The following is a 15,974-nucleotide window of genomic DNA, read 5'->3' as shown; positions in this document are numbered from 1 at the left end:
TTTCAGTTTTGCTCAGTTGATCACCCGTCCGGCCAGCGGCGGCAGGAATTGGTCGTCGAAGATCTCGGCCGCCGCCGGTCGATTGCGGAATTTGAAGTCCTGCGCGACCTGGCCGATCGAGCGCTCGAGGCGCGCCGGGTCGACGCCGCCGAGGCCGTTGCGCCTGACCTCGTCGGTCAGGATGTTGTCAGCGAGTGCGGTGCGCAGGCGCTCCAGCTCCAGGTTGCGGTCGCCGTCCTCGATGCGGCTGGCGGCCTCCTCCGCCGCGCGCCCCGGCTCCATCACGGTTGCGTTGACGCCCGCGATCAAGGCGCGGACGAAGCCCTTCACGGCATCCGGCTTTGCTGCGGCGAAGGCGGGATTGACCACCACGGCGAAGCCGTAGGCTTCGCAGCCGTAATCCGCATAGCGCAGCACGACGAGATCGGCCGCGGGCACGCCGCGGTCGCGCAGGTTCACCGCCGACAGGTAACTGAAGCCGGCGACCGCATCGACCTGGCCCGCGGAGAGGATCGGCTCGCGCACCGCCGCACTGATCTTGTGGAATTTGACCCGCGATGCATTGATGCCGTTCTGCTGCGCCAGTGCCGGCCACAGCCGCATCGACAGGTCGCTGTCGGCGACGCCGACGGTCTTGCCGTCGAGATCGGACAGGAGGTGGATGCCGCGGCTCTTGCGCGCGACGATCGCATAGGGCGCGCGGTTGAACAGCACGAACACGGCCTTGATCGGCGCCGCATGGTCTTTGTCGCGAAAGCGGATCAGCTCGTTGATGTCGACGAGCGCGAGCTCGCTGTCGCCCTTGGCGAGGCGCGCGAGGGCTTCCGACGATCCGGCTGCGGTGTTGAAGGACACGCTGAGATGCTCGGCGCCGAACCTGCCGTCCTTTGCGGCCAGGAAGAACGGCGCCATGCTCGCGTCCAATGGGCGATCGAAGGTGAAGTGAATTGCAACGGATGGGGCGACGGTCTCGGCCACGCTCACATCGCGTGCAATTAGTGTCGCAAGCGAAATCGAGAGAGCCAGCAGGCAACGAAGAGCGATCGTCTTGAATTCCGACATCAATTGCGCCGGTCCGGCATTGTTATGGTTTCGTGACGCTCGCAGCGCCGGCTGGCGATCAGTCTTTCCGCGCCAACATGAACGGCGGATGAGCGGCGATTGCGGCATCGTTACGCAACCCCGTTCAGCTTGTGTTGGGGTTGGGGAACCCAACTTAGGTTATGCGGGTTTGAGAGGCATGAGCCTGTCCGCAGGCGTCCATTCCAGGTCCCAAAGGAGGGCCCAAGATATGTTTGAGCGATTCTCCACGTTTGCGGGCCGAAAGGCCGTTCTTGCCACCGCGACGGCGCTGGCGCTGACCGCGATTGCTCCGACCGCTTCATACGCCGGCGGCCGCCACTGGCATGGCGGCGGAGGCGGCGTGGCCGCAGCTGCAGCTTTGGCCGCCATCGGCACAGGTCTCGCCATTGCCGCCACCCGTGATGCCTATGCCTATGACTACGATCCGGGTTATGGCTATTACGGCGGGCCAGTCTATTACAGCCGCCCTGCTTACGGTCCCTATTATGGTCCGGGCCCCAACTACCAATATCAGCGCTATGGCGGAACGGCTCCGTCCGAGTTCTGCGGCCAAGGCTATTACACCAACTGCTACTAGCCGCCGGCCCTATGCGCAACGCCGACAGGCCGTCGCGCTTGCTGCGCCGGCCTGTCGTTGCTTTTATTGCCGGGCGTTAACGCGCTCGCCATTGCTTTAGAGTAGTTTGAGTACCATGAGTGATTCGCTTGAGCGGCTATATCTGGCTGTGCTCGCGGCCAGAGATCTTGATCCGGCAACATCGCGCACGGCCCGGCTGTTTCAGCGCGGCCCTTCCAAAATGGCGAAGAAACTGGCCGAAGAGGCCATCGAGGTCGTGATCGATGCGGTCAATGGCGATAGCGAGGCCGTGATCCGGGAGAGCGCCGATCTGCTCTACAATCTTACCGTGCTGTGGGCGTCGGCGGGGGTGCGTCCCGAGGACGTCTGGCGGGAGATGACGCGGCGTGAAGACATGCTCGGCATCGCCGAGAAGCTGCCGAAATCACCGGTGAAATTGCCCAAAGTTGCGTCACCGCGCATTGCCTCAAGGCGGCCAATTGTCGCGATCGAGGGCCGTGCCGCGCGAAAGCGCCACTAAAGCGCGACGAAAACGTCACAAAACTCGCGATGGACAAATCCGTCCCATGGTGCTTCATCGCGGCGCCATGCTGAAACGTATCTACGACTGGTGCATCGACGCCGCCCACAAGCCCTACGCGCTCTGGATCATGGGAGCCGTGTCCTTCGCCGAAAGCTCGTTCTTTCCGGTCCCCCCGGATGTGATGCTGATCCCGATGTCGCTGGCGCGCCCGCAGCGCGCCTGGGTCTATGCGGCGATCTGCACCGCGACCTCGGTGCTCGGCGGCATCGTCGGCTACGCCATCGGCGCGCTGCTGTTCGACTCGGTCGGCCAATGGTTGATCCAGGTCTATGGCCTCGGCGGCAAGGTCGATGCTTTCCGCGCCTCCTATGCGGAATGGGGTGCGATCATCATCCTGCTCAAGGGGCTGACGCCGATCCCCTACAAGCTCGTCACCATCACCTCGGGCTTTGCCGGCTACAACATCGTCCTGTTCATCTTGTGCTCGATCGTCGCGCGCGGCGGACGCTTCTTCGTCGTCGCGATCCTGCTCAACCGCTACGGCGACTGGATCCGGGTCAGGATCGAGAAGCATCTCGGATTGTGGGTCGCGATCGGCGCGATCGTGCTGGTGCTCGGCTTCGTCGTCGCGATCAAGTTGATCTAAGGGTGCGGCGGCTTTGCCACCGGGCCGGCTTCGGCTACGGTTGCCGTCATGATGGGTCGATCCGGCAATCCGGTCCTGCGGCTGGGGACGCTGATATTCGTCGTGCCTTGGCTCCTGCTTCGTGCCGCCACGCCGGCGTGGACGCAAGCTGCGCCCGCGCTCGGCCTCCAGGAGCAGGGGACGCAGGCCGCGCCGCCGCCGTCGACGCCCGCTCCTTCGGCGCCGCCGGCGCGCGAGGAAAATCCCGGGCTGATCAACGAAATGGGCAAGCTGTTCGACAAGCTGCCCTCGATCCTGCCGCCGATCAAAAGCCCGGGCGAGACCATGAACGATTTGTCGCGACTGGCGAAACCGTCCACCATGGTCTCGGGGCGCGTGGCCTGTCCGGCCTCCGCGAACGGCGCGCCCGACTGCAAGCAGGCGGCCGACCAGCTCTGCCAGAGCAAGGGCTATAAGGAAGGCAAGAGCCTGAACGCCGACTCCGCCGAGAAATGCTCGGCCAAGGTCCTGATTCCGGGCCGGCAACGCAAGCCGGACGATTGCCGCACCGATACTTTCGTGACCAGCGCGCTATGCCAGAACTGACGTGATCGACGTTGCGCGCATGCAACAAGGAGCGCCTATGAGCCGTACGGAGCAGGACTTCCTCGGGCAGCGTGACATCGCCGACGACATCTATTACGGCGTCCAGACCATCCGCGGGAAGGAGAACTTCCACATCACCGGCATTCCGATGAACCAGGAGCCTTACTTCGTGAAGGCGCTTGGTTACGTGAAGAAGGCGGCCGCCATGGCCAATCGCGATCTCGGCGCGATCGACGCCAAGGTTGCGGACGCGATCATCCTGGGCTGCGACCGCGTGATTGCCGGCGATATGATGGACCAGTTCGTCACCGACTTCATCCAGGGCGGTGCTGGCACATCGACCAACATGAACGCCAATGAGGTGATCGCCAACCTCGCGCTGGAATCGCTCGGCTTTGCGAAGGGCGATTACCAGCACGTCAGCCCCAACGATCACGTCAATTACGGCCAGTCCACCAACGACACCTATCCGACCGCCTTTCGCCTGGCGCTGATCCTGCGGCTCGAGAGCTACATGACGGCGTTGCGCCAGCTCCAGGAAGCTTTCTTCGCCAAGGGCCGCGAATTCGATCGTGTGCTGAAAATGGGCCGCACGCATCTTCAGGACGCGGTGCCGATGTCGCTGGGGGCCGAATTCCGTGGATGGGGCACCACGATCGGCGAGGAGGTCGATCGCATCTCCGAGGCCCGTGCGCTGCTGCGCGAGATCAATCTCGGCGCCACTGCGATCGGCACCTCCGTCACCGCCGCCGTCGGCTATCCCAAGCTCGCGGTCCGGCACCTGAGCGCGCTGACCGGCGTCGAGTTTGTTCTCGCCGGCGATCTCGTCGAGGCGACCTCCGATACCGGCGCCTATGTGCAGCTCTCGGGCGTCCTCAAGCGCACCGCCAGCAAGCTGACGAAGATCTGCAACGACATCCGCCTGCTCGCCTCCGGTCCGCGCGCCGGCTTCAACGAGATCAACCTGCCGCAGCTTCAGCCGGGCTCTTCGATCATGCCTGGCAAGGTCAATCCCGTCATCCCGGAGGTGGTCAACCAGACCAGCTTCCTGGTCATCGGCCTCGACACCACCGTGACGCTGGCCGCAAGCGCCGGCCAGCTCCAGCTCAACGTGATGGAGCCGGTGATCTCGTTTGCGCTGTTCTTCTCGATCCGCACCATGGAGCGCGCGGTCAACAGCCTGCGCGAAAATTGCGTCGTCGGCATCACTGCCAACGAGGAGCACACCCGCAACATGGTGCTGAACTCGCTCGGTATCGTCACGGTGCTGAAGCCCCTGCTCGGCTACAAGCAATGCGCCGAGATCGCACGCGAGGGCTACAAGAGCGGCAAGTCGCTGCACCAGATCGTGGTAATCGAGCGCAGGCTGCTGACGCAGGAGAAATGGGACGAGATGTTCTCGTTCGAGCGGCTGATCAATCCGGATTTGATTTCGTAGCTGTCGGCCATCCGCAGCTCTCGCCTGGATTGCGAGGAGCCCTTGCGACGTAGCAATCCAGCGTCTCTCGGCGCAGATAGTCCGGATTGCTTCGCGTCGCTCGCACTGACTTATGAAGCGCGAATTCCGCGCCTTGGAATTGCGGTAACCGCATTCGCCACGGCGCCAAAACGCAATACTTGACAGTGGAAAGATTGCCTTGTTGGTATAATCCCAACCGTGTGACCGCCAAGAGAGGACCGTTCCGCAATGTCCATGCCTGCCTTGTTTAAGGGGCGCCTGTCGATCCCGGTGATCGGTTCGCCGCTGTTCATCATCTCGGTGCCTGATCTCGTGATCGCGCAGTGCAAGGCGGGTGTGGTCGGCTCGTTTCCGGCGCTGAACGCGCGGCCGCCGGAATTGCTCGACGAATGGCTGGCGCGGATCACCGAGGAACTCGCGGCCTATGACCGCGCGCATCCCGACAAGCCGTCGGCGCCGTTCGCAGTCAACCAGATCGTGCACAAATCGAACAACCGGCTCGATCACGACATGCAGCTCTGCGCCAAGTACAAGGTGCCGATGATCATCTCCTCGCTCGGGGCGCGCGAGGAGCTGAACCAGGCCGTGCACGGCTGGGGCGGCATCGTCTTCCACGACGTGATCAACCAGAAATTCGCGCACAAGGCGATCGAGAAGGGCGCCGACGGCCTCATCCTGGTTGCGGCCGGCGCCGGCGGCCATGCTGGCACCATCTCGCCGCTCGCCTTCGTCGCCGAGACGCGAAAATGGTTCCACGGGCCGATCGCGCTGTCGGGCGCGATCGGCAACGGCAAGGCGATCCGCGCCGCGCGCATCCTCGGTGCAGATTTCGCCTATATCGGCTCGGCCTTTATTGCGACCAAGGAAGCCAACGCCGTCGACAAGTACAAGGAGATGATCGCCGGCTCGAGCGCCGACGACATCGTCTATTCCAACCTCTTCACCGGGGTGCACGGCAATTATCTGAAACCCTCGATCCTCGCCGCCGGGATGGATCCGGACGACCTGCCGACCTCCGATCCCTCCAAGATGAACTTCGGCACCGACGCCTCCGGCGAACGCGCCAAGCCGAAGGCCTGGAAGGAGATCTGGGGCTCGGGCCAGGGCATCGGCAGCGTCGAGGGCATCGTGCCCGCCGCCGAAATGATCGCGCGCTTCAAGAAGGAATACGACGAAGCGATCGATCCGCCGTTGTAATCGCGCCGAGCTCGAGTGCAGCATGCCTCCCATCTACCGCGTCGACGGCAACAGCGTCGTCACCAGCCCGGACGCCGCCGGACCCTGGGACCGTCGCATGCAGCACGGCTCGGCGCCGGCATCGCTGGTGACGTGGGCGGCCGAACGCATTCCGACGCCGATGCCGATGGATATCGCGCGCGTCACGATCGATCTGATGCGTCCGGTGCCGGTGGCGCCGCTCTCGATTGTGACCGAGGTCCTGCGCGAGGGCCGCAAGATCCAGCTCTGCGAGATCAAGCTGCTGGCCGATGGTGTGCAGGTCGTCGGTGCGACCGTGCTCAAGATCAGACGCCAAGCACTGTCGCTGCCCGAGGACGTCAAGGAGCTAGCGGTGACGCTGCCCTCGCCGGAGGACTCCCTGGCCGAGGACGGTCACGCCGCCACTAGCCCGTTCGTGCGCTCGGTCTCGATGCGTGCAGCGCGCGGCCGCTTCGGTCAAGCCGGCGCCGGCGCCATCTGGTTTCGCGTTGATCATCCGCTGATCGAGGGCGAGGCGATCTCGCAGGCCATGCGCGCCGTGGTCGCCGCCGATTTCTCCAACGGCACCGCCTCGACGCTGGATTTCCGCGCCTGGACCTACATCAACGCCGACCTCACCATCAGCTTCGCACGTCAGCCGGTCGGCGAGTGGATCCTGCTCGATGGCGACTCCTGGATCGGCCCAGAAGGCGCGGGGCTGGCAATGTCGCGCTTGGCTGACCGGCAAGGCTATTTCGGCCGGGCGGTGCAGAGCCTGGTGATCGAGAAGCGGTGAGGGGGCAAGCCCGCGCCCCAGCTTCGCTGTCATGCTCCGCGAAGGCATGGACGCTGCGTCGCATCTCGCGACATTCGCTCACCCCACCATCCGGTCGCGCCCGCTCCAGAAGCTGGCGCGCAGCACCTTCTTGTCGACCTTGCCGACGCCGGTCATCGGCAGCTGCTTGACGAACTGGATCTGCTTGGGCGCGTGCGCCGAGCCCTTGCGCGTCTTCACCAGGTTGATCAACTCGTCCGGATCGGGCCTTGCGCCCTCGCGCGGCACGACAATGGCGGTGACGGCCTCGCCCCATTTCTCGTCGGGAATGCCGACGACAGCGACCATGGCGATGTCGGCATGCTGCGACAGCACGTCTTCGACTTCGCGCGGGAAGATGTTGAAGCCGCCGGAGACGATCATGTCCTTCTTGCGGTCGAGGATGAACATGTAGCCACGCTCGTCCATGCGCGCAATGTCGCCGGTGTGGACCCAGCCGTTCTTCAGCGTATCGGCGGTGATGTCCGGCCGCTTCCAGTACTCCGCCATCACGTGCGGCGCGCGCACGCAGATCTCGCCCGGCTCGCCCGTCTTCACCTCCTGGTCGTTGTCGTCGAGGATCTTGACCTCGCAGGCCGCGATCGGGAAGCCGCAGGACAGGAACAGCTCCGGTGTCTTGGGATCGTGATCCGCCTTGCGCAGCACCGAGACGGGATAGCATTCGGTCTGCCCGTAAAGCTGCGAGAACACCGACCCGATGCGCTCGATGCCCTCGACCAGCCGGCTCGGCGACATCGCGGAGGCGCCATAAAGCACCAGCTCGAGCGAAGACAGATCGGTCCTGCCGAGCGCGGGATAATCAAGCAGCACATAGATCATGGTCGGCACGAGCAGCGTGAAGTTGATGCGCTCGCGCGCAATCGTCGCCAGCATGGCCTCGGGATCGAAACTCTTGAGCATGTGCACGGTGCCGCCGCGCATCAAGGTCGGCAGCACCTTCGTGCCCGCGACATGGCTGATCGGCGCGACCGTGAGATAGCGCGCGGCGTCGGGGATCTCGAAGTCGGCGAGGATCGCGCCGGCAGCTCCGGCGTTCTCGCGGTGATAGCGCAGCGCGCCCTTGGATTTACCGGTCGTGCCGCCGGTGTAGTTCGGCGTGGCGAGATCGTCGGGGCCGGCGAGGCACAGCGCGCTGGCGTGGCCCTCGATCTCGATCGCCTGCAAGAGATCGACGCCATAATCCGCGGATCCCATGGTGAAGACCGCCTTGAGCCGGCCGGCCTTCGCGGCGAGTTCGCCGCCGCGGTTGCGGAAGGCGGCCGCATCGACCACCAGCATCTCGGCCTCGGAATCCTCCAGCTGAAACAGCTGGTCGTCCAGCGATCCCAGAGGATGCAGCCAGGTGATGCAGAGCCGCGCCAATTGCGCAGCAACGCCCGCGCACCAGGTGTCGGCGCGGTTGGCGGTGAGGAAGGCGACGCGCGCGCCGGGCTGCAATCCAAGCCGCATGAACACAGCCTGCATGCGTCCGATCAGGTCGATGGTGCCCTGATAGCTCAGCGATCCCTCAGGCCAGGCGAAAGCGGTGCGGTCGGGATAGCGCGACAGTGCCCGTAGCGTCTGCGCACAAGCCGGGGACGATGCGTGGAGCGGATCGGACATATGCTTCCTGTTTCCTCGTTGCTTTGTCATCGGCTTCTGGCGTGCCAATGTTGCTGATGAGGCTAGCACAGCGAATGCGGGATGGAACGACGAAGCCCGCGCAGGGAGGCATGCATGCCGTCGGATCGACTGCAACGTTTCCGCGATCGTCTCGCTCTGCCGCTGATCGCGGCGCCGATGTTCCTGGTGTCGGGAGTCGAGCTGATGGTCGCGGCCTGCCGCAACGGCGTGATCGGCAGCTTTCCCAGCGCGAATTGCCGTAGCCCGGAACAGCTCGACCAATGGCTCACCGCGGTCGGAACCAGATTGCGGCAGCACGAAGAGCAAACCGGGCGCAAGGCGGCGCCGCTTTGCCCGAATCTGATCGTGCACCGTTCCAACGCGCGGCTGGAGCAGGATCTCGCCGTACTGCTGCGGCACAGGCCGGAGATTGTCATCACCTCGGTCGGCTCGCCCGCACAGGTCGCAAAGCCGCTGCATGACGCCGGCGCATTGGTGTTGGCGGATGTCGCCTCGATCCGCCACGCCGAGCGTGCAGCGGAAGCCGGTGTGGACGGGCTGGTGCTGCTCACGGCAGGCGCCGGCGGGCAGACCGGCTGGCTCAACCCGTTCGCCTTTGTCCGCGCGGTGCGGGCATTCTACGACGGCATCATTGTGCTTGCGGGCGGCGTCAGCGACGGCCGCGCGCTGCATGCCGCCGAAGTGCTCGGCTGCGATCTCGCCTACATGGGCACGAAGTTCATCGCGACGCGCGAGAGCATGGCCGATGACCGCCACAAGCGGATGCTGGTCGAGAGCAGCGCCGACGACGTCCTGCTCACCACCGCCTTCACGGGACTGCAGACCAGCATGCTGAGGCCGTCGATCGTGGCCGCAGGTCTCGATCCCGACGACCTACCGGCGCACGGGGCGATCGACATCGCCAAGGACATCGACGTCGCCGCGCGCGAGAACCGGCCAAAACGCTGGCGCGACATCTGGAGTGCTGGGCATTCGACGTCGGGCGTGACAGACGTGGTGGCGGTGAGCGATCTCGTTGCGCAGACGCGCGCGGAATATCGCGAGGCCGGCGGGCGGTAGTCCCCGTACAAATCCGGAGGCGTAGAGAGGCGCCGTCTCCCGATCACGGTTAATCCCGCGCTCTTCCGTCCCGCTCACTTAACGGCAGATTAACCATCGCCCGCCAACAATCCCGTCACGGCCGCCAATCAGGACCGAGAGGGACAGGCGATGGACTTCAACTATCTCGACTGCAAGACAGCCGCGACGCTGGACGAAATCCGCGTTCGCGTGGCCCACGCGCTGGCCCGCCACCCGCTGTGCCGCAACGTCCGCTTCGACATCGTCAGCGTCCCTCGCACCCGCCGGGGCGGCAACTGGACCGTGACGCTGCAATCGGTTGAGCCGCGCGCGGTCTGGGAGGCCTCCGAGATCGTGGCCGACATCCAGGACGCCTACGATCTGGCGCGAGCTGCCTGATTCTCTTGAGTTTTCCGGGCGATGTCGCTGTAGTCCGCGCGATTGCCGCCGCAATGGCACGGTTGAGCCTTAATTATCGCCCAGTTTCCGGGCACTGATCACGTGGACTTGAAGCCGGGCGCGGAGGGACGTTTGTCCAAAGCCATCACCATCGTCGTGCTGACCTGTTTCCTGGTCCTCGGGGCTGCCACCAACGCCATTCTCGGGCGCGACAGCGTGCCTAGCGTCAGCGCCGAGATGATCTCGCAGACGCCTCCGGCCAAGCCGCTCGCGGCCAACCGCGCCGCCAAGGCCGACCGTCTGGTTCCGACGCTGGCACTGGCCTCGGCCGCGATCGAGCCGGTGCAGGTCGCCGCCGACAAACTCGCCCAGGCTCCGGTGCTGACCGAGCCGCTGCGCCAGGCCTTTGCCGCAGCCACGCCTTCCGATTTCCCGATGCCGAAGGCAAGTGCGCACCAAGCGCCCGCCGCAGCGGAGATTCCCGCCGTCGAGGTCCCGGCTAAGCCGAAAGTCGTGGCCAAGCCGCAGCCACAGAAATCCTATTCGCTGCTGTCCGACGCACAGATCGCGGGCATTAGGGATCGCCTGAAATTGTCCTCGTCGCAGGAATATTATTGGCCCTCGGTCGAGACGGCGCTCCGCAATGTCGTCCGCAAGATCTCGGCGAACAAGCTCTCCAATCCGAACGCGCCAGGCGTGCCGATCGATCCGAATTGCGACGAGGTCCAGCAGTTGAAGTCGGCCGCGATGCCGCTGCTGTTCCAGCTGCGTGATGACCAGAAAGAGGAAGTGCGCAAGCTCGCCCGCATCATCGGGCTGGAGAAGGTCGCGCAGCAGATCTGACCTCAGTTCCTTTGGGAACTGCTTCCGGATCAGGAACATCTGGCAATCAACGTGCGTTGCTCGCCCCAAAGAGGGAGTGGATCAATGCGCGCCTCGACAGCCTATTTCGTCGGTGCCGGAACCATAGTCGCGGCCATCGCCATTGGCCTTGGCGGCGGCATCGTCGCCGGCAACATCATGAATCCGGTCGCGCCCAAGCAGGGGCCCGATACCAGCAAGATGGCGCAACGCGCCGAAGTCGGCAGCGCGCCGGCAGCAACCAATGCACCGTCCGAGCGCGTCAATTATCTCACCGGTTCGCAAGCTTTCGGCGCGATCATTGCCGCACCGGCCGAAGCAAAGCCCGAACCCGCCAAGCCCGACACGCCAACCACTCAGGCGAACGCTGCACCGCCGGCACCGCGACCCTCGCAAGCGGCCGCGGTCGAGCCGCCCAAGGAACAGTCCAAGCCGGCACCAGCCGCGCCCAGGCCTGCGGAGCAGCAGGCGTCGACAGAGCCGGCCGCCGCGCCGGACAATGCCTATGCCAAGGCGCGGGATTCCGACGTGAAGCGCGCCGCCTCCGAACGGCGCCGGGCGGAGCGGCGTGAACGCTGGGCCGAGCGCCGCCACTATTACGAGTCCCGCGAGCCGCGCGGCCTGCGCGACCGCTCCGATTGGGACGACGTCGCGCGCAATATCCGCGAAGATTCCGATGCGCGCGACTATGCCGGCCGTTCGCGCAGCGGCTTCCCGCAGATCAGGCTGTTCGGGCCTGATGACGACTAAAACATGATGCGCAAAACCGGGTCCGGGTTCGCTCTGCTGGGGCGCTCCCGGACTTGAGGGCCGGCTCAGCCTCCGTGAGATTCCACGACCTTGCGGCAGGAGTCGGAGAGCTTGGTCTTGTTCTGGCGCAGGCAGGCATTCATCTGCGGCGGCTTGCCGATATGTTCGGCGCAGAATTTGCTGGCATCGCCGCGGCAGGCCATTTGCTCCTGCGGCGTCGGACCGGATTGCGCAGCGGGGGACACGGCGGTGGCGGCGAGCAGCAGCGCGGCAAGAACCGAAATCTTCATAAAGCACCTCTTTGGGATTGTCGTTGGTCCAGTGGGATCAAGCGGGCCGGACGATCTCGCGACAGCCGGGCGCAGGTCCATGCCATGTTCATGGCACCGGGTGCGCCCTTCCGGCCGCCGCACCCCATCTTCATGGCATGTATCCACGCGCCCTCTTTTGCCATTCAGGCTGCACGTCGGTTGCGAAACCCGGTGATTGCGCCGGGTCGCCGAACGGGAGCGGGAGAGCAAAATGTCGAAAAGAGCGGGAGCGCTGAGCGCCGGGCTGACAATCATGGCGCTGGCGGGTGCGGCGATGGCGTCGCTGGGCACGAGCCCGGCGCAGGCCGTGGTCTATTGCAAGACGGTCGGCGTGCCCAAGGGCTGCGTGGTGCGGCCGGCTGCGGCAGTGGTGGTTGCGCCGGGAGCTCCGGTTGCGCGGGCTGCAGTCGCGACACCCGGTGTCGGCGCGCCCGGTGTCGGCGTGCGCGCAGGGACGCCGATGAACCGCGGCGGCCCGGTCAATCGCGTTGGCGTGCGCTGATCGTCCATTCGGTTGATTTGATTGCATTGCTTCGGGCCGACGGAGCCATGCGGACGAACACCCCCGTCCTCCGCAGAGGCAATCACCCGGCCCGTCCCTCTCTCCGTGCGCCCCACACGTTCGGGGAGGGGGCCTTTCAGCCCGCAGCCGCGTCGCTGTCGGGAAAGCGCTGCGGCAATTGCAGCCGCACGCACGTGCCTGAGGCGTCCGAGCTCAGATCGAGCACCGCGCCGCAGCGTGCGGCGCGGCTCCGCATGTTGCGCAAGCCCCGCGCGGTCTGGCCGCCGCTCGCACAATTGTCGGCGCGCGCAAAACCCTTGCCGTCGTCCGTCACGCTGATCACGCCATACGGCCCGTGATCGTCGTCGAGCGTCTCGATGCTGACCGCGATGTGGCGCGCCTCTGCGTGCTTGACGGCGTTGGTCACGGCTTCGTCGAGGATGCGCACGATCTGGATGACGTGCCATGGCCGCAGTTCGGGATGCAGCGGCAGCCCCTGCGGCGTTGCCACGCGCCAGTCGAGCGCGATATCGTGCGGGCGCAATTGCGCCGTCGCGCGCTCGCGCCAGGAGCCGAGCGCGAGCATCAGGTCGCCGCCGATGTCGTCCATGGAATCGATGACGAGACGCAGATCTTTCAGTGCTGCGCGAGCGGCCTCCGTGATGGTCGCGCCCTCGTGGCCGCGCTCGGAGAGCGCGACGATGCTGACGAGCTGGCCGCCGAGGCCGTCATGCAGGTCCCGCATCAGCCGCGTGCGCTCGTTGGCGAGCGCGGCGGCGCGGGCGCGCGCCTCCTCGCGGGCAAAGCTCGCCTTCAGCCGCTCCTCGGCCTCGGCCACCCGTGCGACGAGCTGGCCGGCAAAGCTGTCGACTTGGTTCAGCGCGCGGGCGAAGCGCCAGGTCAGCCCGGCGCCGATCGCGACCAGCATCGCCGAATAGGACAGGCGCGAGACGAAGATGCGATCGTTGCTCACGATCTCGAGCACCGTGAGCATGTCTTGGACCCAGCAGACCAGCACGATGGTCACGGCGCAGCCAATCGTGAAGCTTGCCGCGTCCTGGCGCCGGACCAATGCGGCTGCGGTCACGCAGGCCATCAGGAACAGGCAAAGCCCGACCGTGGGAATGCCGAGCACCAGAAAGAGTATGCGCGGCAGCGGCGGGCCCCCGATCAGCCCGACCACGAACACGATGAGGCCCGGCACGAACAGCAGTGTGCCGTAACGCGGCCAGCGCCAGCCGAAGAACAGCACGCCGAACACGACGATCAGCGCGCTCTCGATCGGTGCGGATGCCAACAGCACGGCGGCGAGCCGCGACGTCGTGGCCGGCGGCAGCGGCGGGGGCACGAATGCCTGCACCACGCCGAGCACCATCGCCACCGCCAGCACGCCGTAAACCGGCTCGTGGCGCCGCATCAACCACATGATCGCAAGGATGACCGCGAGAATCGATTGCCAGGCGGAGAACACGACCGGCAGCGTGACGAACAGCAGCGCGCGCGTCTCGTAGGCAGGACGCAAGGCGGCATCCGGTCCGACATAGACGCTGTCGAGAAAGCCCTTCAGCGGCCCCCATACGAACAGCCGTACCGTGATATCGTTGGCGCCGTCGCGCAGCAGCGAGGACGGAATCGCCGCGATCTGCGGCGTGTTGCGGTCCGGCCGGTTGGCATTGGCGTCACGCCGGGAATCCAGCACCACGACGCCGTTGACGGCGACCTCCACCGCGTTGCTGAACCGCGGCAGATACACCGACCACCCTGATCCCACATCGCTCCGCCGGAATGTGAAGGCCGCGGTGTAGAGCGGCGGGTCGGCCAGCGAATAGCGCGATGCGGTGAAATGCGGCAGCGTCACCGCGTGCATCGTGCCATTCTCGCGCGCCGAAAAGTCGCTCACGGCGAACTCTTCGGGATCGCCGGGTTGCAGCAGCCGGAGCCCAAGGATGGTGACGATGACGATCAGGGCCTGGAGCAGCAGATAGGGCACGAGGCGCGACGCAATCAGCCGGCGCCGCGGGCGCGTGAGTGTCTTCGCCGCAATCTCGCTCACAGCTTGATCAGGCCCTGCTGCACGGCTTCGAACACCGCCTCGCTGCGGGTGTGCACCTCGAGCTTGCGATAGATGTTCTTGATGTGGCCCGTCACGGTCTGCCTGGACAGGCCGAGATGGCTCGCGATCTCGGCGTAGCTGAAGCCTTTGGCAATGCCCCAGAGGATGTCGATCTCGCGCGGGGTCAGCTTGGCCGTGTTGAGCACGGGGCCGGGCGAGGGCTCCGCCGAATTCTGCGTACGCCGGACGATGAAACGGGCGATCGAGGCCGAGATCGGCGAATGGCCGGCGACCAGATCGCGCACGGTGGTGGCGATGTCGGTCGGAAAGGCATCCTTGAGCAGATAGCCGGTGGCACCGACCGTGATCGCCGAGATCACGCTTTCCTCGTCGCCGAGCGCGGAGATCACCATGATCTCGGTGTCGGGAAAGCGCTGCCGGGTTTCGCGAATCAGCTCGATGCCGTGCCCGTCGGGAAGTCTGAGATCGGTCAGCAGCACGCGAGGCGCCGCCTTCCCGAACGCGGAGCGAGCTTCTCCGAGCGTGCCGGCACTGCGCACCTCGTAGCCGGCCTTGACCAGCGCGTCGTGGAGCCGCCAGCAGGTCGGCGCGTCGTCCTCGACGAGGAGGATGGTGATGGCCTCACCCGTCTCGTCCTGTTCGCTCATGTTCATCGTCCCGCGACCCGCGTGTCCCCCGCGGCGCGAGCCAAGTCTAACCGCGGCACGGACGTCGTGACACCCATAATCATGGGGGCGGCAATAACTCGGTCCCGCGCCAGGCGCAGATAGACGGTTTTGGGATTGGGCCAAAGCCAGAGCGCGTGCTCATCATGGGCGCTGCCCTGACGGCGCGAATGCGTCCGCTCTGCCTCTGACACCAGCCCATTACGGCAGCTCACCAGACGTCCGAGTTGGGCCAAAAGCGGTCGTAGGGTCTAGTCAATCTACCGAAGTAGACGCGATCGGTTCCATCAAAAGAAGAATGGATTGCTTCTCCATCTAAGTGTCTTCCACGCGATTACACCCCGATCAGCGTACTCGATATGCCATGACCGACGTGGTTTGTTCTGATCGTCGGATCGACACGCGCTGCAGTAGTTCGGCGCTGGAGATCGCGCTCAAGATTTTTCGGAACTTTCGTCCGCGCCCAAGCCCGAAAATTGGAACAGCGCCGCACGTTGAAGCCGAAGCCAAAGAGCCGATGGCTAATTCCTTTGGCGTTCTGGGCAAGCTCTATCTGACGCAATCGTCAGGAGGTCTTTTTCCGGTGAAGCGGTCAGTCATCCAATTTACCGCCGCCATCGCGCTCGCCTGGGCTGCGCGTCCGTGGCCGATACCGGGCAACACCACCATCCTGACCTTGCTGCCGGCTTTGCACAACTTGTCCATGTAGGCCTGCGTGACCGCGGACTGGATGACCTGGTCGTTGGCCCCCTGCGCAAGAAAGATGGGGATCTCAGGGGAGAGCACCCTGGTGCTGTTCTGTTCGAGAAGCGATCGCCAAGGTTC

18 protein-coding genes are annotated in these 15,974 nt (G+C 65.2%); 12 read left to right on the top strand and 6 right to left on the bottom strand.

Annotated elements, in window-relative coordinates; translation table 11 throughout:
• Positions 1–12: 12 nt before the first annotated feature.
• The gene (locus IVB01_RS27065) at positions 13–1,062 is read right to left on the bottom strand and encodes an ABC transporter substrate-binding protein (protein WP_247449022.1); all 1,050 of its coding nucleotides are present in this window, start codon (positions 1,060–1,062) and stop codon (positions 13–15) included.
• Between the two features lie 229 nt (positions 1,063–1,291).
• On the opposite strand from IVB01_RS27065, the gene IVB01_RS27060 reads away from it, so the two are divergent.
• The 7 genes from IVB01_RS27060 (at position 1,292) to IVB01_RS27030 (ending at position 6,866) form a co-directional block, all read left to right on the top strand.
• Positions 1,292–1,660, top strand: coding sequence for a hypothetical protein (locus tag IVB01_RS27060; RefSeq protein ID WP_247278948.1), 369 nt, complete (start codon positions 1,292–1,294; stop codon positions 1,658–1,660).
• 115 nt (positions 1,661–1,775) lie between these two features.
• Complete coding sequence (hisE, locus tag IVB01_RS27055) at positions 1,776–2,180, top strand: phosphoribosyl-ATP diphosphatase (RefSeq protein WP_247278947.1); 405 nt, start codon at positions 1,776–1,778, stop codon at positions 2,178–2,180.
• Positions 2,181–2,226: 46 nt separating this feature from the next.
• Positions 2,227–2,829, top strand: a complete 603-nt coding sequence (locus IVB01_RS27050) for a YqaA family protein (RefSeq protein WP_247278946.1) — start codon at positions 2,227–2,229, stop codon at positions 2,827–2,829.
• 48 nt (positions 2,830–2,877) lie between these two features.
• Positions 2,878–3,414 (top strand): hypothetical protein, encoded by a 537-nt coding sequence (locus IVB01_RS27045; protein WP_247278945.1) that lies wholly within the window; start codon positions 2,878–2,880, stop codon positions 3,412–3,414.
• A gap of 37 nt (positions 3,415–3,451) precedes the next feature.
• A complete protein-coding gene (locus IVB01_RS27040; protein WP_247278944.1) occupies positions 3,452–4,852 on the top strand; it encodes an aspartate ammonia-lyase in 1,401 nt (466 codons plus the stop codon).
• 249 nt (positions 4,853–5,101) lie between these two features.
• Positions 5,102–6,070, top strand: a complete 969-nt coding sequence (locus IVB01_RS27035) for a nitronate monooxygenase family protein (RefSeq protein ID WP_247278943.1) — start codon at positions 5,102–5,104, stop codon at positions 6,068–6,070.
• A 22-nt stretch (positions 6,071–6,092) separates the two neighbouring features.
• Positions 6,093–6,866 carry a thioesterase family protein gene (locus tag IVB01_RS27030; protein WP_247278942.1) on the top strand — a complete coding sequence of 258 codons (774 nt, stop codon included), beginning with the start codon at positions 6,093–6,095 and terminating at the stop codon, positions 6,864–6,866.
• A gap of 78 nt (positions 6,867–6,944) precedes the next feature.
• Here the strand turns inward: IVB01_RS27030 and IVB01_RS27025 are convergent, their stop codons facing one another.
• Entirely contained in the window at positions 6,945–8,507 is a 1,563-nt protein-coding gene (locus IVB01_RS27025; RefSeq protein ID WP_247278941.1) for an AMP-binding protein, read from the bottom strand.
• Positions 8,508–8,621: 114 nt separating this feature from the next.
• Between IVB01_RS27025 and IVB01_RS27020 the strand changes: the two genes are divergently transcribed.
• From IVB01_RS27020 to IVB01_RS27005, 4 genes are all read left to right on the top strand, one after another.
• Positions 8,622–9,587 (top strand): nitronate monooxygenase, encoded by a 966-nt coding sequence (locus IVB01_RS27020; RefSeq protein WP_247278940.1) that lies wholly within the window; start codon positions 8,622–8,624, stop codon positions 9,585–9,587.
• Between the two features lie 150 nt (positions 9,588–9,737).
• Positions 9,738–9,986, top strand: a complete 249-nt coding sequence (locus tag IVB01_RS27015) for a hypothetical protein (RefSeq protein WP_247278939.1) — start codon at positions 9,738–9,740, stop codon at positions 9,984–9,986.
• Between the two features lie 132 nt (positions 9,987–10,118).
• A complete protein-coding gene (locus IVB01_RS27010) occupies positions 10,119–10,829 on the top strand; it encodes a hypothetical protein (protein ID WP_247278938.1) in 711 nt (236 codons plus the stop codon).
• Between the two features lie 84 nt (positions 10,830–10,913).
• Entirely contained in the window at positions 10,914–11,597 is a 684-nt protein-coding gene (locus IVB01_RS27005; RefSeq protein ID WP_247278937.1) for a hypothetical protein, read from the top strand.
• 65 nt (positions 11,598–11,662) lie between these two features.
• Here IVB01_RS27005 and IVB01_RS27000 read toward each other — a convergent pair whose 3' ends face one another.
• A complete protein-coding gene (locus IVB01_RS27000) occupies positions 11,663–11,887 on the bottom strand; it encodes a cysteine rich repeat-containing protein (protein ID WP_247278936.1) in 225 nt (74 codons plus the stop codon).
• A 232-nt stretch (positions 11,888–12,119) separates the two neighbouring features.
• Between IVB01_RS27000 and IVB01_RS26995 the strand changes: the two genes are divergently transcribed.
• On the top strand, positions 12,120–12,410 hold the full coding sequence (locus tag IVB01_RS26995) for a hypothetical protein (protein ID WP_247278935.1): 291 nt from the start codon (positions 12,120–12,122) through the stop codon (positions 12,408–12,410).
• A 136-nt stretch (positions 12,411–12,546) separates the two neighbouring features.
• Here IVB01_RS26995 and IVB01_RS26990 read toward each other — a convergent pair whose 3' ends face one another.
• The 3 genes from IVB01_RS26990 to IVB01_RS26980 form a co-directional block, all read right to left on the bottom strand.
• Positions 12,547–14,463: an ATP-binding protein gene (locus IVB01_RS26990; protein WP_247449024.1), complete on the bottom strand. Its 1,917-nt coding sequence runs from the start codon at positions 14,461–14,463 to the stop codon at positions 12,547–12,549.
• Positions 14,460–15,131, bottom strand: a complete 672-nt coding sequence (locus IVB01_RS26985) for a response regulator transcription factor (RefSeq protein WP_247494995.1) — start codon at positions 15,129–15,131, stop codon at positions 14,460–14,462. The genes IVB01_RS26990 and IVB01_RS26985 overlap by 4 nt, the downstream gene beginning before the upstream one ends.
• 567 nt (positions 15,132–15,698) lie before the next feature.
• On the bottom strand, positions 15,699–15,935 hold the full coding sequence (locus tag IVB01_RS26980; RefSeq protein ID WP_247415656.1) for a lipase family protein: 237 nt from the start codon (positions 15,933–15,935) through the stop codon (positions 15,699–15,701).
• Between the last annotated feature and the right edge of the window lie 39 nt (positions 15,936–15,974).

This window comes from Bradyrhizobium sp. 164, from assembly GCF_023073715.1.
Lineage (GTDB): Bacteria > Pseudomonadota > Alphaproteobacteria > Rhizobiales > Xanthobacteraceae > Bradyrhizobium.
The sequence above is the reverse complement of the archived record's forward strand: the minus strand, read 5'-3'. Positions and strand labels throughout refer to the sequence as shown.